Below are 21,583 nucleotides of genomic sequence, written 5' to 3'. Positions count from 1 at the left end.
CGGACCGGCTCAGTCCGTCGAGCCGCCGCCCAGCATCCTGCGCAGCAGATCCCGCAGCGCCCGGCGCTCCGCGTCGCTCAGGCCCTCCAGCGGCTCGCGCGCGAAGCGCAGCCCCTCCCGCAGGTCCCGGGCCACCCGGCGGCCCTGCTCGGTGGCCGCCGCCACCTTCACCCGCCGGTCGTCCGGGTCGGGCCGCCGCTCCACCAGCCCGCGCGCCTCCAGCCGGTCCACGATCCCCGTCACGTTCGACGGCTCGCACTTCAGCCGCTGCGCGAGCTTGCGCATCGGCAGCGGCTCCAGGGACAGCAGGCTCAGCAGCCGCGCCTGCGGGCCGGTCAGCGCGTGCTCGCCCGCGGCCTCCTCGTAGTCCTCGTAGAACCGCGCCACCACGTCACCGATCAGCTCGACGACCTCCATGGTCAGGGCGTCGGGGCGGCGGGCGGGCGGGGGAGTCGGTGCCATGGGGTCCAGGGTACCGCGTTACTTGACAACCTGAAATATTCAGGCGCATGGTTGTTTCAGAACCTGAAAGATCTCGCTTCCGCGCCCGGCCGCACCGGGCGGAGCCCCCCACCGAGGAGAGGCGCACCGTGACCGACACCCCCGCACTGCCCGCCGTCAACCGCGCATGGCACCTGCTCAGCCGCCCCGTCGGCTGGCCGGAGCCCGAGGACTTCGCCCTGGTGGAGTCCCCGATGCCGGAACCCCGCGAGGGCCAGGTCCTCGTACGGAACGAGTACCTCTCCGTGGACCCGTACATGCGCGGCCGGATGAGTGCCGCGAAGTCGTACGTGGCGCCGTACGAGCTGGACAAGCCGCTCCAGGGCGGCGCCGTCGGCGAGGTCGTCGTCTCGCGCGCCGAGGGGATCAGCCCCGGTGACCACGTCCTGCACTTCGCCGGGTGGCGGGAGTACGCGGCTGTGGACGCCGCCCAGGCCGTCAGGGTCGACCCGCAGGCCGCGCCGCTGTCGACGTACCTCGGTGTGCTCGGCATGACCGGTCTGACCGCCTACGCCGGACTGCTGCGCACCGCGTCCTTCAAGGAGGGCGACATCGTCTTCGTGTCCGGCGCGGCCGGTGCCGTGGGCAGCCAGGTCGGGCAGATCGCCCGGCTGAAGGGCGCCGCGCGGGTCATCGGCTCGGCCGGGTCGGACGAGAAGGTCGCGCTGCTCGTCGACGAGTACGGCTTCGACGCGGCCTTCAACTACAAGAACGGCCCCGTGGCCGAGCAGTTGCGCGCCGCCGCCCCCGACGGCATCGACGTCTACTTCGACAACGTCGGCGGCGACCACCTGGAGGCCGCCATCGGCTCCCTGAACCGGGACGGCCGTATCGCCGTCTGCGGGGCCATCTCGGTCTACAACAACACCGAGCCCGCCCCCGGCCCGCGGAACATGGCCCGGCTGATCCAGACCCGCGGCCGTATCGAGGGCTTCCTCGTGGGCGACCACTACGACCTCCAGCCGCGGTTCGTCGAGGAGGTCGGCCCGTGGGTGCGCTCGGGCGAGCTGAAGTACCGCGAGACGGTCGTCGAAGGGGTGGAGAACACCCTGGAGGCGTTCCTCGGCGTGCTGCGCGGCGACAACACCGGGAAGATGATCGTCAAGCTCTGAACCGCGCGGGCGGCCCGCGCCCGGCCGGCATTCCCTCGGTTTCCGACATGCGGTAACTTCTTTCCGAAACCGTGGGCGATCGTGGGCGCGAGTCGCCGCGGACCGAGGAGGAACGCAGCCATGGCCATCCAGCAGTCCGACGTCCTGTACACCGCCGTCGCCACCGCCGAGGGCGGACGCGACGGCCGGGTCGCCACCGACGACGGCAGGCTCGACATCGTCGTCAACCCGCCCAAGGAGATGGGCGGCAGCGGCGCCGGCACCAACCCCGAGCAGCTGTTCGCCGCCGGGTACAGCGCCTGCTTCCAGGGCGCTCTCGGTGTCGTCGCCCGCCAGGAGGGCGCCGACATCTCCGGTTCGACCGTCACCGCGAAGGTCGGCATCGGCAAGAACGACGACGGCTTCGGGATCATCGTCGAGATCTCGGCCGCCATCCCGAACGTCGACGCGGCCACCGCGAAGAGCCTGGTGGAGAAGGCGCACCAGGTGTGCCCGTACTCGAAGGCCACCCGCGGCGACGTGACCGTGACGCTGGCCTGAACCGGCTCGTTGCCCAGGGCGGCGGCGGTCGTACCTCTGGACGTGGGGTGCGGCCGCCGCCGTCGCTACAGTGTGCGCATGCGTGATCTTGGGGTGGGCTTCGGGTATCTCCTGAAGGGCCAGCGATGGGTGGCCCGGCACGGGCGGTCGTACGGCTTCGGCCTGCTCCCCGGCCTGATCACCCTCGTCCTGTACGCCGCCGCGCTCACCGCGCTCGCCCTGTGGGGCGCGGACGCGGTCGGCTGGGCCACCCCCTTCGCCGACGGCTGGCCCGGCCCCTGGCTCGGGCTCTTCCGCGGCTTCCTGACGGCCGTGCTGTTCGCTCTCGGCCTGCTGCTGGCCGTCGTCACCTTCACCGCCGTCACCCTGCTCATCGGCCAGCCCTTCTACGACAGCCTCTCCGAGCAGGTCGACCGGGACGTCTCCCCGGACGGCACGGCGCCCGAGTCCGGCCTGCCGCTCTGGCGCGAGCTGTGGATCTCGGCCCGCGACAGCCTGCGGGTCCTGATCCGGGCGGCGCTGTGGGCCGTGCTGCTCTTCGCCCTGGGCTTCCTGCCGTTCGTCGGGCAGACGGCGGTCCCGGTGATCGGCTTCTTCGTCACCGGCTTCTTCCTCACCGAGGAACTGGCCGCCGTCGCCCTCCAGCGCCGGGACGTCGGACTCCGCGCCCGGCTCGGGCTCCTGCGCTCCCGCAAGACCCTCGTCTGGGGCTTCGGCACCCCGCTCGGCCTCGCCTTCCTCGTCCCCTTCGTCGCCGTCCTCCTGATGCCGGGCGCGGTCGCCGGTGCGACCCTGCTCGCCCGCGACCTCCTGGGGGAGGAGACGGAGCCGGACGGGAGCACCGGCGACCCCGGCACCGGCGACGACGGCAACGCCGCTCCCGTGGACGGCCGCCCCGCCCCCGCCCACGGTCACACCACCGGCACCCCGGACACCGAACCGGCCCCGGGCGCCCGCAGCCACCCCCGCCCCTGACCCGGCCCCGGCGCCCGGCCCCCGTACCGGCCGGACAGCACACCTAGGCTCCCGCGGCCCCGGTCGCCCCCGGCGCCTCCAGCACCGTCGCGGCCGCCTCCCGCAGGGCCCCCAGGAAGGCGCGGGCGGCCGGGGACAGCGAGTGGCCGGGGGCGGTCGCGGCGTAGACCGCCCTGGCGGGGGTGTCCCGCGCGCACAGCGGGAGCAGGGCGACGTCCGGGCGTACGGAGGCGGCGGCGAGGGCCGGGACCAGGGCCACGCCCAGACCGGCGGCCACATACCCCTGCTTGGCGGTCCACTCGGCGACCACATGGGCCACCCGGGGGCGGAAGCCCGCGCGCAGCGCCGCGTCGAGCAGGGTGCCCTCCGGGCGGGGGCCGCCCGACACCCAGTCGGCGTCCGCGAAGCGGCGCAGCCGCACCGGTCCCGGGCGCCCCGCCAGCGGATGCCCGGCCGGTACGGCGACGTACAGCGGCTCGTCGAGCAGATGGTGCAGCGTGTACGCCTCCAGCGGGGCTTCACCGGTGGTCGAGACCACCGCGAGGTCCAGGTGCCCGGCGCCCAGCCGGTCCAGCAGGCCGGGGGTCAGGCCCTCCTCCCGGGAGATCCGCACACCGGGATGGCGGGCCCGGAAGGCGGCCAGCGCCCACGGCACCAGCGCCACGTCGGCCGAGGCGAACGCGCCGAACCGCAGCCGCCCGCCCGCCACTTCGCGCAGCGCCGTCAGTTCGCGCACGGCGCCGCGCAGCGACTCGGCGACGGCCCGCGCGTACGGCACGAGCACCTGTCCCGCCTCGGTGAGCCGCACCCCGCGCGGCAGCCGGTCGAACAGCGGCCCGCCGCCGAGGGCCGACTCCAGCGCGGAGATCTGCCGGGACACCGCCGACTGGGTCCAGCCCAGGTCCCGCGCCGCCACCGTGAACGAGCCGTGCCGGGCCACCTCCAGGAACACCCGCAGCCAGAGCGTGGACAGATCGGGGACGGCACCCTCGGGGCCAGGGCCGGGGCCCGGACCGGGCGCGGCAGAATCATGCGGGTTCGGCATGGCAGTCATGCTAGACATTCGCTTGTCGCATCCCCCGGGCCGCCCTAGCGTCGGCGTCATGGAGCAGAACGAGAAGATCGCCTTCCTGGGGCTCGGCAGCATGGGCACGCCCATGGCCCGCCGGCTCCTGGCGGCCGGGCACCCGTTGACCGTCTGGAACCGCACGGCGGCCAGGGCGGCCCCGCTGGCCGCCGAGGGCGCCCGCGCCGCCGAGGGCCCCGCCGACGCGGTCCGGGACGCCGATGTGGTGATCACGATGCTCACCGGTCCGGACGCGCTCGCCGAGGTCGCCGACGCGGTGCTGCCTGCGCTGCCCGCCGGTGCCCACTGGGTGGAGATGTCGACGGTCGGACCGGACGCGGTGCACGCGCTCGCCGCCCGTCTGGACGGCCGGGCCCGCCTCGTGGACGCCCCGGTCATGGGCAGCACCGACCGGGCGGCCGAGGGCCGTCTCGGCATCCTCGCGGGCGGCGACAGCACCGGAGTCGAACGCGTCCTGTCGCACCTCGGCACCGTCACCCGCACCGGCCCCTCCGGCACGGGCGCCGCCCTGAAACTCGTCCTCAACACCGCCGCGGTCGGCGGTGTCGCGCTGGTCGCCGAGGCGCTGCGGCTCGCCGACGCCCTCGGCCTCGACGAGGACACCGCCCGGCGCGCGCTGGCCGCAGGACCGCTCGCCGGAGCCGTCGCCCGCGCCTTCTCCGCCGACGCCCGCTTCACCACCGCCCTGGCCGTCAAGGACCTGGCGCTCGCCACCGCCCGCGCCGAACTCCCCGTCGTCCGGGCGGCGTCGGACGCCTACCGGCGGGCCGCCGAGGACGAACCCGCCCTCGCCGCCGCCGACCTCTCCCGGGCCGCCGCCCGGATCCGTACCCGCATCCCCGCTTGAGGAGCACCACCGTGCAGATCACCCTGGACAGCCCCGCCGGCGCCCCGCAGCCGCTGAGCCCCTACTACTCCCAGGTCGCCCGGGTCGAACAGGCCGGCGGCGGGGCCCTGTTGTTCGTCTCCGGCCAGATCGCCGAGGGCGCCACGCTCGCCGAGCAGAGCCAGGGGATCTTCGAGACCCTCGCCGCGCTGCTGGAGCCGCACGGCGCGGCTCTGGCGGACGTCATCAGCATCCGCACCTATCTGACCGACATCGGCGGCATCGCCGAGTACGCCGCCGTGCGCGGGCGCCACCTCACCGGGACCCCGCCCACCAGCATGACCGTCGAGGTGCCCCGGCTGTTCCGGCCCGAGGCGCTGATCGAGGTGGAGGTCGTGGCGGCGGTGCCCGGCCGCGCATGACCGGCGCGGAGGTGAAGACCGCGTAGATGTGAAGGGTTCGTACGAGGTTGCGGCCGGGCGCCGGGGTGCCGGACGGCGCGGGGGCCGGCGCGACTAGGGTCGGGGCCGGGACGGGTTCCCCCGCGTACCGCCCCGGCCCGGGACCTGACCCCTGGACCGGGGCCCGTGGCTCGTGGCCCGACGCCCGTGGCCCCGCGCCCGGACGCGCGGCGGCCCGCCCGGTCGGCGCACCAGGACCGGCGTACCGCGATTCAGCGCACCGGGACTCAGCGCACCGAGAAGCCGTACACCGTCTCCGAGCGGAACACCTCACCCGGGCGCAGCACGGTGCTGGGGAAGCCGGGGCGGTTGGGGGAGTCGGGGAAGTGCTGGGTCTCCAGGGCGATCCCGGCGCCGGACGCGAACGGCCCCGCGGCCAGGTGGTCGGCGGTGTAGACCTGGAGACCCGGCTCGGTGGTGGCCACCGTCAGCACCCGCCCGGACTCAGCGTCGTACAGCTCGGCGGCCTCCTCGGGGCCCGCGGTGACGCCCTTGTCCAGGACGAAGTTGTGGTCGTAGCCGGGGCCCGCCGTGCGCGGCGCGCGGAAGTCGAAGCGGGTGCCGGTGACGTCCGCCGCGTCGCCCGCCGGGATCAGCCGCGCGTCGACCGGGGTGTACCGGGAGGCGGCCAGGCGCAGTGTGTGCTTGGTCGCGGGCGTCCCGGAGGCGGCCCCGGACAGGTTCCAGTAGGAGTGATTGGTCGGGTTGAGCACGGTCGGCGCGTCCGTGACGGCCTCGTAGGCCAGGTGCAGGGCGCCCGACGCGTCCAGGGTGCAGGTGACCGAGGTCTCCAGCCGCCCCGGGAAGCCCTCCTCGCCGTCCGGGCTGACCCGGGACAGGCGTACGCCGTGCTCGACCGGCTCCGCGTCCCACACCCGCTTGTCGAAGCCGCGCGCGCCGCCGTGCAGCGTGTTGGCCCCCTCGTTCGGCGTGACCGTGTACGTCCGCCCGTCCAGGGCGAAGCGGCCGCCCTCGATCCGGTTGGCGTACCGCCCGATCAGCGCGCCGAGATACGGCTCCGGATGGGCGAGGTAGCCGTCCACCGAGGGGAAGCCCAGCACCACGTCCGCGGTACGCCCGTCCCGGTCCGGGATCTCGGCCGACTGCACGATCCCGCCGTAGGACAGCACCCGCACCCGCACCCCGGCCCGCTCCAGTGTCCAGCGGTGCACCGGCGTGCCGTCGGAAAGTGTGCTGAAAAGTTCGTTCATGGGGGAACCCTAGGTCACGGATCTGTGGCCGTGACAGTGCGGTAGGCGATCTCCGCCAGCCTGGCCTGGCCGTTGCGGCTGGGGTGGAACCAGTCCCAGTGGCTCAACTGCTTGGTGCCGAACCGGTAGTCGAAGACCGCGTTGCCGTCGAAGCGGCAGCGGCGGTCCTTCGCGCACACCTCGGCGAGCACCTTGTTGTACTCCACCACCCGGGCCTGCACCGTGTCCCGCCGCTGGGTGGCCGCCGCGTCCAGCGCGTCCGCGTCGCCCAGCATCGACGGGCAGATGCCCAGCTTCCAGACCTGCTTGCCCAGCGCGTTGGTCCGGCCCTGCGACCACAGCCGCTTCAGGTCCGGCACGCTGGAGACGTACACCTCCGTCTTCGGCAGCGCCTGCCGCAGGGCGGTCAGGGCGGACTGGAACTGACGGCGGAAGTCCGCCACCGGCGTCATCTGGCCGGTGGAGTCCCGGCACGCGTCGTTCGCCCCGGCCATCACCGTCACCAGCTCCGGCCGGTGCAGCACCGCCCGCTCCATCTGCGCGCGCAGATCGGCCATCCGGGAACCGGTCACCGCGTCGTTCCAGCTGCGCTGCGCCGCCCCGGTCACCCCGAGCAGCCGCACGGCCAGGCTGTCCACACCCGCGTCGCTGCCCGTCGCCCAGGAGACCTCCGGACAGTCCGTCAGCACCATGCACGCGTCGAAGCCGCGGGTGATGGAGTCGCCCACCGCGGCGATGGAATCCGGACGGGTGTTCCACACCGGCGCGGGCGACGCGGACCGGCCGGCCGCGGTGCCCGCCTCCCGCCCGCCGGAGGCGCCCGCACCGGCCGCGTCGCAGCCCGCCGCGGTCAGTACGGCGGCCGCCACGACGGCATGGGCGGCCCGCAGCCGGTGACTTCGCTTGGGCATGCCGGTCTTCCCCTCGGTCGTCGTGCGGTGGTCCCTTCCAGAACAACGCCTGAGGGTTCCCAGCCTCACCCGATGTGACGGCGCACACCCGTACAAGCGTCCCCCCGGGTGAATGGCGGGTGTTTCCAGGCCCCGGGACCGACCGTACGTCACACTCCCCGGCCCGTCGCACGGTAGCCTCGCCCTCAACGTGGCCCCGCGCCACTGCCGCCCGCCCGCCCCCTTCCCCGCTCTGCCCGGAGGTCCCGGTGACGACACGTGGAGTTCTGTACGTGCACTCCGCGCCGCGCGCGCTGTGCCCGCACGTCGAGTGGGCCGTCGCCGGGGTGCTCGGCACCCGCGTCAGCCTGGACTGGATCCGCCAGCCGGCCGCCCCCGGCACCTGGCGCTCGGAGTTCTCCTGGCAGGGCCAGGCCGGCACCGCCTCCAAGCTGGCCTCCGCGCTGCGCGGCTGGCACCTGCTGCGCTTCGAGGTCACCGCCGAGCCCTGCGCGAGCGCCGAGGGCGAGCGCTACAGCTGCACCCCCGAGCTGGGCATCTTCCACGCCGTCACCGGCATCCACGGCGACATCCTCATCCCCGAGGACCGCCTGCGCGCCGCGCTGACCCGCTCCCAGCGCGGCGAGACCGATCTGGAGGCCGAGATCGCCAAGCTCCTCGGCAAGCCCTGGGACGACGAACTGGAGCCGTTCCGCTACGCGGGTGAAGGCGCCCCGGTCCGCTGGCTCCACCAGGTGGTCTGAGCCCGGCGGGCGGGCGCGGACGAACGGCGACGGCTGCGGCCCGGACCCCCGACGGGGTCCGGGCCGCAGCCGTTCACCCGGACGGTGCCGGGCGACCTCAGATCGTGCGGAACGCCAGGACGACGTTGTGCCCGCCGAAGCCGAACGAGTCGTTCAGCGCGGCGATCCGGCCCTCGACCGGCAGCTTGCGCGCCTCGCCGCGGACCACGTCCGCGTTGGCCTCGGCCTCGGGGTCGATGTCGTCGAGGTTGATGGTCGGCGGCGCCACCCGGTGGTACAGGGCCAGCACGGTCGCCACCGACTCCACACCGCCCGCGCCGCCGAGCAGGTGACCGGTCATCGACTTGGTCGCGGAGACCGCCATGTGGTCCGCGTCGTCGCCGAACACCTTCCGCAGCGCCTTCAGCTCGGCGATGTCACCGGCGGGCGTCGAGGTGGCGTGCGCGTTGACGTGCACGATCTCGGCCGGGTCCAGGTCGTTGCGGTCCAGCAGGTTCTGTAGGGCGTGCGAGATGCCGCGGCCCTCCGGCTCCGGCTGCACGATGTCGTGGCTGTCGGCGGAGATGCCCTGGCCGACCGCCTCCGCGTAGACGCGGGCGCCGCGCGCGGCGGCGTGCTCGGCGGACTCCAGCACGATCACGCCCGCGCCCTCGCCGAGGACGAAGCCGTCCCGGGCGACGTCGTAGGGGCGCGACGCCGTCTCGGGGTTCTCGTTGTTCTTGGACATCGCCATCATGTTGCCGAACGCGGCGATGGGCAGCGGGTGGATCGCCGCCTCGGTGCCGCCGGCGACGACCACGTCGGCCCGGCCGGTACGGATCATCTCGATGGCGTAGCCGATGGCCTCGGCGCCCGAGGCGCAGGCGGAGACCGGGGTGTGCACGCCCGCGCGGGCGCCCACGAGCAGGCCGACGTTGGCCGAGGGGCCGTTCGGCATCAGCATGGGGACGGTGTGCGGGGAGACGCGGCGTACGCCCTTCTCCTTCAGCACGTCGTACTGGTCCAGCAGGGTCGTCACGCCGCCGATGCCGGAGGCGATGACCGCACCGAGCCGGTCGGGGTCGACGGCGCCGTCGCTGCCGTCCTCGCCGGCCTTGCCGGAGAAACCGGCGTCCTGCCACGCCTCCTGGGCGGCGATCAGCGCGAACTGCGCCGAACGGTCCAGCCTGCGGGCCTGCGGACGCGGGATGATCTCGGACGGCTCGACGGCGATCTGAGCCGCGATACGGACGGCCTGCTCGGCCGCCCAGTCCTGGGTGAGGGGCTTGACCCCGGACTTGCCGGCGATCAGACCCTCCCAGGTAGAGGCTGCGTCGCCACCCAGCGGTGTGGTTGCGCCGATACCGGTGACGACCACGGTGCGATTGGTCGGGCTCACGGGAATTCTTTCTCCAACGGAACGAGGATCAAAAACGGCGCCACCGCCGGGTGGCGGGGCATCAGCCCACAGCAGTGATCGGTAGATCAGCTCTGGTGCTTGAGGATGTAGTCGGTGGCGTCCCCGACCGTCTTGAGGTTCTTGACGTCCTCGTCCGGGATCTTGACGTCGAAACGCTCTTCGGCGGCGACGACGACCTCGACCATGGACAGCGAGTCGACGTCCAGGTCGTCGGTGAAGGACTTGTCCAGCTGGACGTCCTCGGTGGGGATACCGGCGATCTCGTTCACGATCTCGGCGAGACCGTCGAGGATCTCCTTCTGAGTGGCGGCCATGTCGGCGCTCCTTCGTAGATGTTCAGAGGGTGTGGCGCCCGCCGCGGCAGCGGCAGGTGGGGCAGTGCCGTACCGGACCCCATGATCCGGCACGGAGTGCCTAGGGGAGGGTAACGACCGTAGCGGCGTAGACGAGACCCGCCCCGAAGCCGATGACGAGCGCGGTGTCGCCGCTCTTCGCCTCGCCGGTCGCCAGGAGCCGCTCCATCGCGAGCGGGATCGAGGCGGCCGAGGTGTTGCCGGTGGTGCGGATGTCACGGGCGACCGTGACGTGCTCCGGCAGTTTCAGGGTCTTCACCATCGAGTCGATGATCCGCACATTGGCCTGGTGCGGGATGAAGACGTCCAGGTCGTCCGGGGTGATCCCGGCCGCTTCCAGCGCCTGCTGGGCGACCTTCGCCATCTCGAACACGGCCCAGCGGAACACCGCCTGGCCCTCCTGCGTGATCGCGGGGAACTTGACGTTGCCCTCGCTGTCCTGGGGCAGACCGTCGAGGTCGCCGCTGCGGAAGCGGTCCCAGGGGACGGTCTGCTTGATCGTCTCGGACTTGTCGCCCTCCGAGCCCCAGACCGTCGGGCCGATCGCCGGCTCCGGGGAGGGGCCGACCACGACCGCGCCCGCGCCGTCGCCGAACAGGAAGGCCGTGGCGCGGTCCTCCAGGTCGGTCAGGTCGCTCAGCCGCTCCACGCCGATGACGAGCACGTACTCGGCGGAACCCTCCACCACCATGCCCTTGGCCAGCGTCAGGCCGTAGCCGAAGCCCGCGCAGCCCGCCGAGATGTCGAAGGCGGCGGCCCTGTCCGTGCCCAGCCGGTCGGCGATCTCGGTCGCGACGGCCGGGGTCTGGCTGAAGTGCGAGACGGTCGAGACGACCACGGCGCCGATCTGCTCGGGGGTGATCCCGGCGTCCGCGACGGCCTTGCCGGCCGCCTCGATCGACATGGCCGCGACGGTCTCCTCGGGGCCCGCCCAGTGCCGGGTCTCGATACCGGAGCGCGACCGGATCCACTCGTCGGACGAGTCGATCTTCTCGAGGATCACCTCGTTGGGCACCACCCGGGTCGGGCGGTAGCCGCCGACACCGAGGATGCGCGCGTACGGGGCGCCCTTGCTGGGCCTGATCTTCGACATGAACGTCGGCTCCTTCGGTCGTCAGGCGTTCGCGTGCTCGGCGATGAGCTCGCGGGCCGCGTCGAGGTCGTCGGGGGTCTTCAGCGCCAGCGTCCGCACGCCGGGCAGCGCCCGCTTGGCCAGACCGGTCAGCGTGCCACCCGGGCACACCTCGATCAGCGCGGTGGCGCCCAGCTCCTCGAAGGTCTTCATGCACAGGTCCCAGCGGACCGGGTTGGCGACCTGGCCGACCAGCCGCTCCACGATCTCGGCGCCGCTCGTCACGGCCCGGCCGTCCTTGTTGGAGACGTAGGTGACCTTCGGGTCGCCCGGCTCCAGGGCCTTCGCGGCCTCGGCGAGCCGGTCGACCGCGGGGGCCATGTGGGAGGTGTGGAAGGCACCGGCCACCTTCAGCGGCACGACCTTGCGCACGCCCTCCGGCTTGTTCTCGGCCAGCTCGGCGAGCTGCTCCAGCGTCCCGGCGGCCACGATCTGGCCCGCGCCGTTGACGTTCGCCGGGGTCAGGCCCAGCTTCTCCAGATGCGCGACGGAGACCTCGGGGTCGCCGCCGAGCAGCGCCGACATGCCCGTCGCGGTGATCGCGGCGGCCTCGGCCATCGCCAGCCCGCGCCGGCGGACCAGGGTCAGCGCCGCGGTGTCGCCCAGCACGCCCGCGAAGGCCGCGGCGGTGATCTCGCCCACGCTGTGCCCGGCGACGGCATCGGGTGCCACGTCACCGAGTGCCGCGGCCGACAGGATCCCGGCGGCGACCAGCAGCGGCTGCGCCACCGCGGTGTCACGGATGGCGTCCGCGTCGGCCTGCGTCCCGTAGTGGACGAGGTCCAGGCCGATGGCGTCCGACCAGGCGGCCACACGATCGGCGGCACCGGGCAGTTCGAGCCAGGGGGTCAGGAAGCCGGGCGTCTGGGCGCCCTGGCCGGGAGCGACGAGTACGAGCACTCTCACACTCTCTCTTGGGGACGGGCATGGCCGCCCGTGAGGACAGGGACGAAGAACACGGAGGGGTTTTGTGGACCCCCGACAAAAGGCTAGGCCTGGGGATCTCCATCGGCCAGACGCCCCAGGATCAGGGCGATCCGCAGCGTGAACGCGGATCGTACATCGGAGGGGGACCATCCGGTGACGTCAGTCACACGTCGGAGCCGGTAGCGCACGGTGTTCGGGTGAACGAAGAGCATCCGGGCCGCCCCCTCCAGACTGCTCGCCTGCTCCAGATAGACACTCAGCGTCTCCAGGAGCGCGGACCCGGCCTCCTCCAGCGGTCTGTAGATCTCCTCTACCAACTGCTCCCGGGCGCTCGGATCCCCGGCGATGGCGCGCTCCGGCAGCAGATCGTCCGCCAGCACCGGGCGGGGCGCGTCCTGCCAGGCGAAACAGGCCTTCAGACCGGCCGCGGCGGCCTGCGCGGACCGGGTGGCGGCCAGCAGGTCGGGCACGATCGGCCCGGCCACCACCGGCCCGGCCGCGTACGGCCCGATCAGCGACCTGGCGACGGCCAGCGGATTGTCGTCGCCGCCCGCGATCACCACCAGACGGTCGCCGAGCACCCCGGTGAGCACCTGGAGCTTGGCGTGCCGGGCGGCCCGCCGGATGGCCTCCACGGTCAGCTCGGAGTCGCCCTCGGGCGCGGTGCCCAGCACCACGCACACATGGTCGGGGGAGTTCCAGCCGAGCGCGGCGGCCCGCGACACGGCGCCCTCGTCGGCCTCCCCGCTGAGCACCGCGTTCACCACCAGCGACTCAAGGCGCGCGTCCCAGGCACCCCGTGCCTCGGCGGCCTGGGCGTAGACCTGGGCGGTGGCGAAGGCGATCTCCCGGGCGTACACGAGCAGCGCCTCGCGCAGCACGTTCTCGTCGCCGGGCGCGGCCACCTCGTCGATGGCGCTCTCCATGACCTCGATGGTGGTGCGCACCATCTCCACGGTCTGCCGCAGCGTGATCGCCCGCGTCAGCTCGCGCGGCGCCGTCCCGAACACATCGGTGGAGATCGCCTGCGGGGCGTCGGGGTGCCGGAACCACTCGGTGAACGCGGCGATGCCCGCCTGGGCCACCAGTCCGATCCAGGACCGGTTCTCCGGTGGCATGGCCCGGTACCACGGCAGCGATTCGTCCATCCGCGCGATGGCCTGCGCGGCGAGCGACCCGGAGGACTTCTCCAGCCGTTTCAGGGTCGCGGAGTGCCGGTGGGCGGGGCGGGCGGCGGCTTCGGGGCGGTGGGACTCGGGTTCGGGCACGGGGACAAGACTGCCTTATCCGGACGTGCGTGCGTGCCGCGGGTCGGACCGGGGGCCCGCGGTCCCGTCCCGCGGGGCTACGGTGGTGCGCGTGAGCACGGACGTACGACGCGCCGCGGACCGCTACCCGGGCGGCGACGAGAGCGCCGGGATCAGCACCCGGCACGCCTTCTCCTTCGGCCCCCACTACGACCCGGACAACCTCGGCCTCGGCGCCCTGATCGCCTGCAACGAGGAGCACCTGGCCCCGGGCGCGGGCTTCGCCGAACACCCGCACAGCCACACCGAGATCGTCACCTGGGTCGTCGAGGGCGAACTGACCCACCGCGACTCCACCGGCCGCCGCACGGTGATCCGCCCCGGCGACCTCCAGCACCTGTCGGCCGCGGCCGGGGTGCGCCACACCGAACGCAACGACGCGGACGTCCCGCTGACCTTCGTCCAGATGTGGCTGACCCCGCCGCACCCCGGCGGCGAGCCCCGCTACGAGGCCGTACGCGCCCTGCCCGCCGACACCCCGTACCCCGTGCCCGGGGCGGGCGCCACCCTGCGCGTCCTGCGGCTGCGCGCGGGCGGACGCACCCTGCTCCCGTCCGCCCCGCACGTGTACGTCCACGTCGTGCGCGGCGAACTGCGCCTGTCCGGCCACCTCCTGGCCCCGGGCGACGCGGCCCGCCTCACCGACCCGGCCGACGCCGAGCGGGCGGCGGTGGCGGTGGGCGCCGCCGAGGTGCTGGTGTGGGAGCTGCGCGGACGTTAGGCCCCCTCACACGCCCCGGAGTTCCGCCAGCACCCCGTCCGTGAAGACCGGCCACGCCTCGACCGCCCACGGGCCGAAGGCGCGGTCGGTCAGGGCGACGCAGGCCGCGCCCGCGTCGGGGTCGGTCCACAGGAAGGTGCCGGACTGGCCGAAGTGGCCGAAGGTGCGGGGCGAGGAGGAACTGCCCGTCCAGTGCGGGGACTTGGCGTCGCGGATCTCGAAGCCGAGACCCCAGTCGTTGGGGTTCTGGTGGCCGTAGCCCGGCAGGACGCCCTTGGTGCCCGGGTACTGGACGGTCATCGCCCCGGCGACCGTGCGCGGGTCCAGCAGGCGGGGGGCCTGGAGTTCGGCGGCGAAGCGCAGCAGGTCCTCGACGGTGGAGACGCCGTCCTTGGCGGGGGAGCCGTCCAGGACGGTCGCGGTCATGCCCAGCGGTTCCAGGACCGCCTGGCGCGCGTACTCCCCGAAGGGGATGTCCGTCGCCTTGGCCACATGGTCGCCGAGCTGCTCGAAACCGGCGTTGGAGTACAGCCGCCGTTCACCGGGCGGCGCCGTCACCCGGTGCTCGTCGAAGGCCAGCCCCGAGGTGTGGGCGAGCAGATGGCGCACCGTGGCGCCGGGCGGCCCGGCCGGCTCGTCCAGCTCGACGGCGCCCTCCTCGTAGGCGACGAGGACCGCGTAGGCGGCCAGCGGCTTGGTCACCGAGGCCAGCGGGAAGCGGTGCCCCGTGGGGCCGTGGGTGCCGACGACCGTGCCGTCCGCGCGGACCACGCCCGCCGCGGCGGTGGGCACCGGCCAGTTCTCGATCGACGCCAGGCTGTTCAACGACATGCGCCGAGCCTACGCGGCCGGGCCGCGCTCCCAGGATCCGGACCACCGGTGTGACAAATACCCCTCCGTGGTGCTCCGGTCGAATGAGAAACGTCGCAAGATGCGATCAGCCGCACGTGTCACGCGACCGGTTCGGCCACCGGGGCTGCCCACCATGCCCCTCATGAAACGCTTCTCCCAGCACCTCGGCGCGCTGCGTACCCGCGTCGGTGCCACCGGAACCGCCTGGGCCCTGGCCGCGGCGGCGGCGCCCGCCCTCGCCCTCGGGCTCGGCGCGGCTCCCGCCCACGCCGCGCCGCTGCCGGGCGGCCTCGGCCCGTGCGTCCCCGGCTCCTGCCCGAACCCGTTCCCCGGCATCAACAACGGGCCCCTCGCCGGTCGCGACAACGCCATCAACATCTTCGTCGGCGACGACTTCCTGGTGCGCGGCCGGGCCGCGGAGGCGGAGGGCCGGGTCGTCGTCCTCGACAACTTCGACCAGAACAAGGACCCGGCCGGCAGCAGCCTGTACAACCTCGGCATCGTCGGCGTCGGTTCGCGCGTACCGCCGCCCACCGACGCGGACTTCCTGACCACCGGCGGCAATGTCACCATCGCGCCCGGCCAGCGGCTGGAGACCACCGGCGGGATCGTCGGCGAGCGCGGCATCGTGCGCTACGCGGGCACCGAGTCCGGCACGGTCGTCGGCGAACTCGTCCACGACCCGGCCGCCGCCCAGCCGTACACGGCCCTCAGGAACCAGCTCACCGCGGCCAGCCAGTGCTACGCCCGCGTCGGCGGCCAGCCCCGCCAGGCCACCGGCACCGCCGTCAACGAGGGCACCCGGACGGTGTTCCGGGGCGACGGGACCTCCTCGCTCCAGGTCTTCAACGTCGACTTCGACCTGACCGCGCCCGGCGGCGGCCAGCAGGGCATCGTCTTCGAGAACGTCCCCGCCGACGCCACCGTCCTGGTCAACATCGTCGGCGGCGACCGCACCATCAACACCTACAGCGGCGGCATCGACGACAGCACCGACCCGCTCAACGCCTACCGCGAGCGGCTGCTGTGGAACTTCCCGGACGCGACCACGGTCCACCTCAGCGGCACCGGCCAGATGCAGGGCAGCTTCCTCATGGGCGACCAGGCGTCGATGACGACCGTCACCCTGCCCGGCATCAACGGCCGTTTCTTCACGACCGGTTCGCTCACCCACACCAGCTCGGCGACGGGCGGCGGCGGCCAGGAGTTCCACGCCTACCCCTTCGACGGCGACCTGCCCGACTGCGGCGGCACCGGCCCGACCACCGGTGAGGTACGGGTCGTGAAGACCGACGCGACCACCGGCGACACCCTGCCGGGCGCCGACTTCGAGCTGTGGCGCGAGACCAACGGCGAGCCCGGTCTCCAGACCACCGGCACGAACCCGGACACCCGGGTCACCTCCTGCACCACCGGCGACGACGGCCGCTGCGGCGTGACCGTGGCGACCGGCATGTACTACTGGCGGGAGACCGCGGCCCCCGACGGCTACGACCTGCCCGACCCGAACGTCTTCGGCCCGCTGACCCTCACCGCCGACAACGCGGCGCAGGGCGTGCAGGCCGTGGCCAAGGACACCCGCAGCACCGTGCCGCCGGTCAGCGGCGAGGTGCGCATCCTCAAGACGGACGCTGGCACCGGTGACGTGCTGGAGGGCGCGGACTTCGAGCTGTGGCGCGAGACCAACGGCGAGCCCGGTCTCCAGACCACGGGCGCCAACCCGGACACCCAGGTCACCTCCTGCACCACGGGCACCAACGGCCGCTGCTCGGTCACGGTCGAGACGGGCACGTACTACTGGCGGGAGACCGCGGCCCCCGAGGGCTACGACCTGCCCGACCCGAATGTGTTCGGCCCGCTGCACCTCACCGAGGACAACGCGGACGCCGGGGTGCAGGCCGTGGCCGCCGACACCCGCTCCACCGTCCCGCCCGGCAACGGCGCCATCCACCTGACCAAGACCGACCGCAAGGACGGCAGCCCGCTGGCGGGCGCCGTGTTCGAGACCTGGCGCGAGACCAACGGCGTCCCCGGTCTCCAGACCACCGGCGCTGACCCGGACACCCGGGTCGGCGGCGGCTGCTCGACCGACACCGCGGGCCACTGCGCCTTCGAGGACCTGCCGCCCGGCGAGTACTACCTGCGCGAGACGGCCGTCCCCGAGGGCTACGTCCTGCCCGGCAACCCGGTCTCCGGCCCCTACCGGGTGACCGGCGGCTCCACCGCCGTGGACGTCAGTCTCTCCAACGAGCGCGGCGAGCCCTGCAAGGGCAAGGACTGCTCGTACGGCTACTGACCGGCCGGTCCGCCGACCCGCTGACGGGCGGCCCTGACCCCCGGCCCGTTCACCGGTTCGGCCGCCCTCCCCAGGGCGGCCGGAGCGGCCCGGCGCTTCACTGGCAGGAGAAGCCCGCTCCGCTCAGGAGGTCTCCGCCGTGGGTCCTGCCCGTATCCGCATATCCGGCGCCGCCACCGCAACGGTGGCGGCGCTGGCCTGCGTGGCGCTCGCCGTGCCGGGCGCCGCCGCCGCTCCCGGCGGCGCGGCCGCCGAGTGCACCGCGCCGACCGGCCCCTACCAGCGGCCGCTGGAGCAGTACCTCGGCCTGCCCGTCGACGGGATCCAGTCCCCGGCGGACTGCGAGGCCGTGCGCGCCTTCCAGAGCGCGCACCAGGTCCCCCGCACCGACGGCTACGCGGACCTGGCCACCTACCGCTACATGCTCGCCGCGCAGGCCGCGGCCGACCCCAACGCGGCCGGCCACTGCCCGGTGCGCGGCTACCGGGTCACCTGCGTCGACATGGACCGGCAGCTGCTGTGGGTGCAGACCGGCACGCGCGTCGACTTCCGCCCGGTGCCCATCCGCACCGGCCGCGACACCCAGGAGACCCGGCCCGGCTGGCACTCCGTCTACTGGCGCGACAAGGACCATGTCTCCTCGCTGTACGACGACGCCCCGATGCCGTACTCGCAGTTCTTCGACGGCGGGCAGGCCCTGCACGGGCACCCGGGCAACCTCTACGACGGCGGCGGCTCGGCCGGCTGCGTCAACCTCACGGTGAGCGACGCGGCGGCCCTGTGGGACCTGCTCGCCCTGCACGACGCCGTCTACGTCTGGGGAACCAAGCCCGGCACCGCGGGCTGACCCGGCCGGGAAAGGCGGGCCCCGGTCTCAGAGCAGCAGTTCCAGCAGCGGGTCCGGCTTCGGACGGAAGCCGAGCGAGGCGTACAGCGGGGCGGCCTCGGCGGAGGCGGTGAGCTGGATGCGGCGCGCGCCGCGCTCGCGGAACCACTCCAGCAGCGTGTCCATGCACGCGCGCGCGTACCCGCGCCTGCGGGCGTCGGGGTCGGTGGCGACGCTGAAGACGAAGCCGACCGTGCCGGTGGGGTCGCCGGCCTTCCCGATGCGGTAGTCGACCGTCCCGGCCACCAGCGCCGCCAGCGCTCCGGGCCGCTCGGGGTGGTCGACGACGAAGGCCGCGAAGCCGCCGCCCGGATCGCCCAGCCGGGCCCGCAGGGCGGGCAGGGACTCCTGGTGCCACGCGGTGGACGGATCGGAACCGGGCAGCGAGTCGATCATCACCTGGCGCAGCCGCAGCACTTCGGCGGCGTCCGCGGGTTCGGCACGTCGTACGAGACTCATGCCTTCGCACGCTAGTCACCACCGGCCGCCCGTGTCCCGCGCTTTTGCCGCCCGGCCGGGGGACCGCCCTTGCTTCGAGCGCACTCCAAGGCCCTAGCGTGGGAACCATGACGGTGACGCAGACCACGGCCGTGGCCACCCGGGAGACGCCGCAGAGCGAGGACACCAGCACCGGCCTGTGCGCCGAGCCGCGGCGGCGTCCGCGCCCGGACGGACAGGACAGCTACACCATCAGCGAGGTCGTCGCCTTCACCGGGCTGACCGCGCACACCCTGCGCTGGTACGAGCGGATCGGCCTGATGGCCCACGTCGACCGCTCGCACACCGGCCAGCGCCGCTACAGCAACCGCGACCTGGACTGGCTCGACCTGGTCGGCAAGCTGCGGCGGACCGGCATGCCGGTGGCCGACATGGTGCGGTACGCGGAGCTGGTGCGCCAGGGCGAGCAGACGTACGGGGAGCGGTTCGCGCTGCTGGAGGCGACCCGCCGGGACGTGCTGTCCCGGATCGCCGAACTCCAGGACACCCTGGCCGTGCTGGACGGCAAGATCGGCTTCTACGCGGCGGCCGGGAGCCGGGCCCGCTGAACCGCGGGGCCCGCCCCGGCCGTACGGCCCGGTGGCGGGCTCACAGCTCGGCGAGCAGTTGCGCCTTCTTCACCGAGAACTCCTCGTCCGTCACCAGACCCGCCTGGTGCAGTTCCCCGAGGTGGCGGATCCGCTCCGCGATGTCGGCGGGGTCGCGGCGGGCCGCCGGGACCGACAGCGCGGGCGCGGGCGCGGCCACCCGCACCGCGGCCAGCACCGCCGCCGCGAACGGCAGCGACTCGTGCACCGGCCCGTAGCCGCGGCCGAACACCACCGCCGCCGGGTCCTGGTCGGGCTGCGGCGGCTGCCCCGCGCCCGCGGCGGCACCGGCCGCGCCGCAGCCCTCGCGCGGCAGCAGCCGCAGATGGCCCTCGAAGGACTCCGGGGAGCGCCACTCCACCCCGCTCAGCGCGGCCACCGGGAAGTGCTGGTCGCCCGTCTTCCACTTGGCCGAGGACGCCCCGGTCCAGGACCAGCGGAAGCGCACGGCGGCGCCGTCGAAGGACGCCTTGCCGTCGTACGCCTTGAAGTGGAGCGGCGGCTCGGGCGCGGCGACCAGATGGCGGTCGGCGGGCCCGCTCCCGGTGAGCCGGGCGGTCAGCTCGTCGGCGCAGCGCCCGGCGAGGGCCTCGCGGTCGGCGGGCAGCACCAGCCGGTAGGGGTCGCAGCCCTCCTTGAGCTGTCCGCCGGCCGCGTCCATCAGCGGATCGGCGCCCGGCCGCGGCTCGGCGTGCAGGACCACGGTCCCGCGCCGCCCCGGCGTGAGTGTCACCGACGCGAGCGCGGCCAGCGGAACGCGGCGCTCGCCGAGCGCCTGGAAGAGCTTCGGTGTCCGTATCCCCCGTTCGTAACGGATGAGCACGGAATCGGACGCGAACTCCCAGGCAGCATGAAATCCGGCCAGTACGTCACCCATGCGGCTCATCGTAGGGGGCACGCGCTGCTTCGTCCCTCCCCTCGCGGACCGCACTTCCTGCTGTCTCTACGCGCGTTCGGCCGTCGTCGTGCCGGACAAACCCGCCCGGCAACCGTCGTTGTCATGGGCGCACCGCACGGCGTCGTACGCGCCGACGCCGATCTCGGCGAAGTTGGCCAGGCTGTCGGTGCCCGGCTCGAAGTAGCCGGCGTGGCCCTCGGCCGTCTCGGCGGACAGCACCCGGGCGCCGAAGGCGCCGGAGACCGGGTCGGCGCCGTGGCCGAGACCGCCCAGCTCCAGGTAGGGCACGTCGCGGATCCAGTCGGTGGCGTCCCGCATCGCCCAGACGTGCGCCGAGGTGTTCAGGCGGGACGCCTTCTGGGCGCGCATGCCGGGGCTGGCGGCGACCGCTATGTCGGTGACCCGGCCGGGCACATCCCGGGCGGCCACCCCGCAGAGCACCGAGCCGTAGCTGTGGCAGAACAGGGCCACGGGCGCGCTGCCGGGCAGCGCGCGCAGCAGCTTGTTCAGCCGCACCGCGCCCTCCTCGGCGCGCATCGCGGTGGCCGCGTCCACGCCGATGCCGCTGGGCGCGGTGTAGTCGGCCCAGGCGATCACGGCGGTGCGGGTGGCCGGGGCGGCGGTGCGCTCGGCGGCGTACAGCGCCTGCGCCATGCCGTACGGCGCCGAGTAGGGGCGGTAGGTCTTGCGGAACGTGATCAGGTCGGTGTCGACGCCGGGGACGACGACGGAGACCCGCTGGGCCCGGGGCAGGTCGCCGAAGACCTCGGCGACGCGGCCGGAGCCGGTGGGGTCGAAGGCGAGGATCTGGCGGCCCGCGCCCAGCAGCGAGGCGAAGCGGTGCATCCGCCGTCCTGCGGCCTGCTGCCCGGCGGGGGAGAGCCTGCTGTCGTGCATGCGTTCGCGTTCGACGTCCCGGGCCTGGCCGAGCGCGACCCGGTTGGCCAGATAGCGCAGCGGTACCGGGGCGCCGTTCATGTTGCCGACCGCGAGCGGGTAGCGGTGCGCGAGCCGGGTGCGGTCCTGCGCGGTGAGCGAGGTGAAGAAGCGGGTCAGCCGGGCGGGGCCCGCCTCGGGGTCCGGCAGCCGGTGCCCGTGCAGGCTCCCGCGCTCCCAGGCGGACAGGGATGCCTGGAGGGCGGTGGTCCCGCGCTGGTGGCGCACGGCGGTCCAGCCGGTGGTCGCCAGCATCACGAAGACCACGGCCAGCGCGAGCAGCGCGCGCCAGACGTTGAGCTGCGGGGAGGTGTCGAAGGAAGTCACTGGGAGGACACACTAGGAGAACGAGGCGGTCTCGCGTGAATCGAGTGACCGGGATCACGTTTCACGTGGCGTGCCGTGTGTCACCGCCCGCACGGCT

23 protein-coding genes are annotated in these 21,583 nt (G+C 73.8%); 10 read left to right on the top strand and 13 right to left on the bottom strand.

Annotation, left to right across the window (positions count from 1 at the left end; all coding sequences use genetic code 11):
• Positions 1–9: 9 nt before the first annotated feature.
• Positions 10–462: a MarR family winged helix-turn-helix transcriptional regulator gene (locus B086_RS0132675; RefSeq protein ID WP_018570650.1), complete on the bottom strand. Its 453-nt coding sequence runs from the start codon at positions 460–462 to the stop codon at positions 10–12.
• Between the two features lie 128 nt (positions 463–590).
• Here B086_RS0132675 and B086_RS0132670 point away from each other — a divergent pair, with 128 nt between their 5' ends.
• From B086_RS0132670 to B086_RS41385, 3 genes are all read left to right on the top strand, one after another.
• The gene (locus B086_RS0132670; protein ID WP_018570649.1) at positions 591–1,613 is read left to right on the top strand and encodes an NADP-dependent oxidoreductase; all 1,023 of its coding nucleotides are present in this window, start codon (positions 591–593) and stop codon (positions 1,611–1,613) included.
• Positions 1,614–1,733: 120 nt separating this feature from the next.
• Positions 1,734–2,153: an organic hydroperoxide resistance protein gene (locus B086_RS0132665; RefSeq protein ID WP_018570648.1), complete on the top strand. Its 420-nt coding sequence runs from the start codon at positions 1,734–1,736 to the stop codon at positions 2,151–2,153.
• 78 nt (positions 2,154–2,231) lie between these two features.
• Complete coding sequence (locus tag B086_RS41385) at positions 2,232–3,128, top strand: EI24 domain-containing protein (RefSeq protein ID WP_078531270.1); 897 nt, start codon at positions 2,232–2,234, stop codon at positions 3,126–3,128.
• A 43-nt stretch (positions 3,129–3,171) separates the two neighbouring features.
• Here B086_RS41385 and B086_RS41380 read toward each other — a convergent pair whose 3' ends face one another.
• On the bottom strand, positions 3,172–4,182 hold the full coding sequence (locus B086_RS41380) for a LysR family transcriptional regulator (protein WP_420712602.1): 1,011 nt from the start codon (positions 4,180–4,182) through the stop codon (positions 3,172–3,174).
• A 49-nt stretch (positions 4,183–4,231) separates the two neighbouring features.
• On the opposite strand from B086_RS41380, the gene B086_RS0132650 reads away from it, so the two are divergent.
• Together B086_RS0132650 and B086_RS0132645 are read left to right on the top strand one after the other, a co-directional pair.
• Positions 4,232–5,062 (top strand): NAD(P)-dependent oxidoreductase, encoded by an 831-nt coding sequence (locus B086_RS0132650; RefSeq protein WP_018570645.1) that lies wholly within the window; start codon positions 4,232–4,234, stop codon positions 5,060–5,062.
• Positions 5,063–5,073: 11 nt separating this feature from the next.
• Positions 5,074–5,463 carry a RidA family protein gene (locus tag B086_RS0132645; RefSeq protein ID WP_018570644.1) on the top strand — a complete coding sequence of 130 codons (390 nt, stop codon included), beginning with the start codon at positions 5,074–5,076 and terminating at the stop codon, positions 5,461–5,463.
• Between the two features lie 266 nt (positions 5,464–5,729).
• Here the strand turns inward: B086_RS0132645 and B086_RS0132640 are convergent, their stop codons facing one another.
• Both B086_RS0132640 and B086_RS0132635 read right to left on the bottom strand, forming a co-directional pair.
• Positions 5,730–6,713, bottom strand: coding sequence for an aldose epimerase family protein (locus B086_RS0132640; RefSeq protein ID WP_018570643.1), 984 nt, complete (start codon positions 6,711–6,713; stop codon positions 5,730–5,732).
• Positions 6,714–6,727: 14 nt separating this feature from the next.
• Positions 6,728–7,624 carry an SGNH/GDSL hydrolase family protein gene (locus B086_RS0132635; protein ID WP_018570642.1) on the bottom strand — a complete coding sequence of 299 codons (897 nt, stop codon included), beginning with the start codon at positions 7,622–7,624 and terminating at the stop codon, positions 6,728–6,730.
• Positions 7,625–7,872: 248 nt separating this feature from the next.
• Here B086_RS0132635 and B086_RS0132630 point away from each other — a divergent pair, with 248 nt between their 5' ends.
• The gene (locus B086_RS0132630) at positions 7,873–8,367 is read left to right on the top strand and encodes a DUF3145 domain-containing protein (RefSeq protein WP_026253000.1); all 495 of its coding nucleotides are present in this window, start codon (positions 7,873–7,875) and stop codon (positions 8,365–8,367) included.
• Between the two features lie 97 nt (positions 8,368–8,464).
• Here B086_RS0132630 and B086_RS0132625 read toward each other — a convergent pair whose 3' ends face one another.
• From B086_RS0132625 to fasR, 5 genes are all read right to left on the bottom strand, one after another.
• Positions 8,465–9,745, bottom strand: a complete 1,281-nt coding sequence (locus B086_RS0132625; RefSeq protein ID WP_018570640.1) for a beta-ketoacyl-[acyl-carrier-protein] synthase family protein — start codon at positions 9,743–9,745, stop codon at positions 8,465–8,467.
• 86 nt (positions 9,746–9,831) lie between these two features.
• Positions 9,832–10,080, bottom strand: a complete 249-nt coding sequence (locus B086_RS0132620; protein WP_018570639.1) for an acyl carrier protein — start codon at positions 10,078–10,080, stop codon at positions 9,832–9,834.
• 100 nt (positions 10,081–10,180) lie between these two features.
• Positions 10,181–11,212 carry a ketoacyl-ACP synthase III gene (locus tag B086_RS0132615; RefSeq protein ID WP_018570638.1) on the bottom strand — a complete coding sequence of 344 codons (1,032 nt, stop codon included), beginning with the start codon at positions 11,210–11,212 and terminating at the stop codon, positions 10,181–10,183.
• A gap of 21 nt (positions 11,213–11,233) precedes the next feature.
• The gene (locus B086_RS0132610; RefSeq protein ID WP_018570637.1) at positions 11,234–12,151 is read right to left on the bottom strand and encodes an ACP S-malonyltransferase; all 918 of its coding nucleotides are present in this window, start codon (positions 12,149–12,151) and stop codon (positions 11,234–11,236) included.
• Between the two features lie 89 nt (positions 12,152–12,240).
• Positions 12,241–13,446, bottom strand: a complete 1,206-nt coding sequence (gene fasR / locus B086_RS0132605) for a fatty acid biosynthesis transcriptional regulator FasR (protein ID WP_018570636.1) — start codon at positions 13,444–13,446, stop codon at positions 12,241–12,243.
• A gap of 91 nt (positions 13,447–13,537) precedes the next feature.
• On the opposite strand from fasR, the gene B086_RS0132600 reads away from it, so the two are divergent.
• Positions 13,538–14,206, top strand: coding sequence for a pirin family protein (locus B086_RS0132600; RefSeq protein WP_018570635.1), 669 nt, complete (start codon positions 13,538–13,540; stop codon positions 14,204–14,206).
• Positions 14,207–14,212: 6 nt separating this feature from the next.
• Here the strand turns inward: B086_RS0132600 and B086_RS0132595 are convergent, their stop codons facing one another.
• Positions 14,213–15,037: a serine hydrolase domain-containing protein gene (locus tag B086_RS0132595; protein WP_018570634.1), complete on the bottom strand. Its 825-nt coding sequence runs from the start codon at positions 15,035–15,037 to the stop codon at positions 14,213–14,215.
• A 163-nt stretch (positions 15,038–15,200) separates the two neighbouring features.
• Between B086_RS0132595 and B086_RS41375 the strand changes: the two genes are divergently transcribed.
• Positions 15,201–17,354 carry a choice-of-anchor A family protein gene (locus B086_RS41375; protein ID WP_078531268.1) on the top strand — a complete coding sequence of 718 codons (2,154 nt, stop codon included), beginning with the start codon at positions 15,201–15,203 and terminating at the stop codon, positions 17,352–17,354.
• Positions 17,355–17,493: 139 nt separating this feature from the next.
• On the top strand, positions 17,494–18,201 hold the full coding sequence (locus tag B086_RS0132580) for a L,D-transpeptidase family protein (RefSeq protein ID WP_018570633.1): 708 nt from the start codon (positions 17,494–17,496) through the stop codon (positions 18,199–18,201).
• A gap of 27 nt (positions 18,202–18,228) precedes the next feature.
• Here B086_RS0132580 and B086_RS0132575 read toward each other — a convergent pair whose 3' ends face one another.
• The gene (locus B086_RS0132575) at positions 18,229–18,699 is read right to left on the bottom strand and encodes a GNAT family N-acetyltransferase (RefSeq protein WP_018570632.1); all 471 of its coding nucleotides are present in this window, start codon (positions 18,697–18,699) and stop codon (positions 18,229–18,231) included.
• 107 nt (positions 18,700–18,806) lie between these two features.
• Between B086_RS0132575 and B086_RS0132570 the strand changes: the two genes are divergently transcribed.
• Complete coding sequence (locus B086_RS0132570; protein WP_018570631.1) at positions 18,807–19,286, top strand: MerR family transcriptional regulator; 480 nt, start codon at positions 18,807–18,809, stop codon at positions 19,284–19,286.
• A 40-nt stretch (positions 19,287–19,326) separates the two neighbouring features.
• On the opposite strand, the gene B086_RS0132565 is transcribed toward B086_RS0132570, so the two are convergent.
• Together B086_RS0132565 and B086_RS0132560 are read right to left on the bottom strand one after the other, a co-directional pair.
• Positions 19,327–20,202, bottom strand: a complete 876-nt coding sequence (locus tag B086_RS0132565; protein ID WP_018570630.1) for a DUF4429 domain-containing protein — start codon at positions 20,200–20,202, stop codon at positions 19,327–19,329.
• A gap of 66 nt (positions 20,203–20,268) precedes the next feature.
• A complete protein-coding gene (locus B086_RS0132560; protein WP_018570629.1) occupies positions 20,269–21,486 on the bottom strand; it encodes an alpha/beta hydrolase in 1,218 nt (405 codons plus the stop codon).
• Positions 21,487–21,583 lie beyond the last annotated feature (97 nt).

Source organism: Streptomyces sp. PsTaAH-124, from assembly GCF_000373685.1.
Taxonomy (GTDB): Bacteria; Actinomycetota; Actinomycetes; order Streptomycetales; family Streptomycetaceae; genus Streptomyces; species Streptomyces andamanensis.
The sequence above is the reverse complement of the archived record's forward strand: the minus strand, read 5'-3'. Positions and strand labels throughout refer to the sequence as shown.

Bases quoted from the DNA above. Each gene is read 5' to 3' on its own strand.
- B086_RS41375 (WP_078531268.1), top strand. From the start codon at position 15,201: ATGAAACGCTTCTCCCAGCACCTCGGCGCGCTGCGTACCCGCGTCGGT.
- B086_RS0132665 (WP_018570648.1), top strand. From the start codon at position 1,734: ATGGCCATCCAGCAGTCCGACGTCCTGTACACCGCCGTCGCCACCGCC.
- B086_RS0132565 (WP_018570630.1), bottom strand. From the start codon at position 20,202: ATGGGTGACGTACTGGCCGGATTTCATGCTGCCTGGGAGTTCGCGTCC.
- B086_RS0132570 (WP_018570631.1), top strand. From the start codon at position 18,807: ATGACGGTGACGCAGACCACGGCCGTGGCCACCCGGGAGACGCCGCAG.
- B086_RS0132675 (WP_018570650.1), bottom strand. From the start codon at position 462: ATGGCACCGACTCCCCCGCCCGCCCGCCGCCCCGACGCCCTGACCATG.
- B086_RS0132620 (WP_018570639.1), bottom strand. From the start codon at position 10,080: ATGGCCGCCACTCAGAAGGAGATCCTCGACGGTCTCGCCGAGATCGTG.
- B086_RS0132595 (WP_018570634.1), bottom strand. From the start codon at position 15,037: ATGTCGTTGAACAGCCTGGCGTCGATCGAGAACTGGCCGGTGCCCACC.
- B086_RS0132640 (WP_018570643.1), bottom strand. From the start codon at position 6,713: ATGAACGAACTTTTCAGCACACTTTCCGACGGCACGCCGGTGCACCGC.
- B086_RS0132615 (WP_018570638.1), bottom strand. From the start codon at position 11,212: ATGTCGAAGATCAGGCCCAGCAAGGGCGCCCCGTACGCGCGCATCCTC.
- B086_RS0132650 (WP_018570645.1), top strand. From the start codon at position 4,232: ATGGAGCAGAACGAGAAGATCGCCTTCCTGGGGCTCGGCAGCATGGGC.
- B086_RS41385 (WP_078531270.1), top strand. From the start codon at position 2,232: ATGCGTGATCTTGGGGTGGGCTTCGGGTATCTCCTGAAGGGCCAGCGA.
- B086_RS0132635 (WP_018570642.1), bottom strand. From the start codon at position 7,624: ATGCCCAAGCGAAGTCACCGGCTGCGGGCCGCCCATGCCGTCGTGGCG.
- B086_RS0132575 (WP_018570632.1), bottom strand. From the start codon at position 18,699: ATGAGTCTCGTACGACGTGCCGAACCCGCGGACGCCGCCGAAGTGCTG.
- B086_RS41380 (WP_420712602.1), bottom strand. From the start codon at position 4,182: ATGACTGCCATGCCGAACCCGCATGATTCTGCCGCGCCCGGTCCGGGC.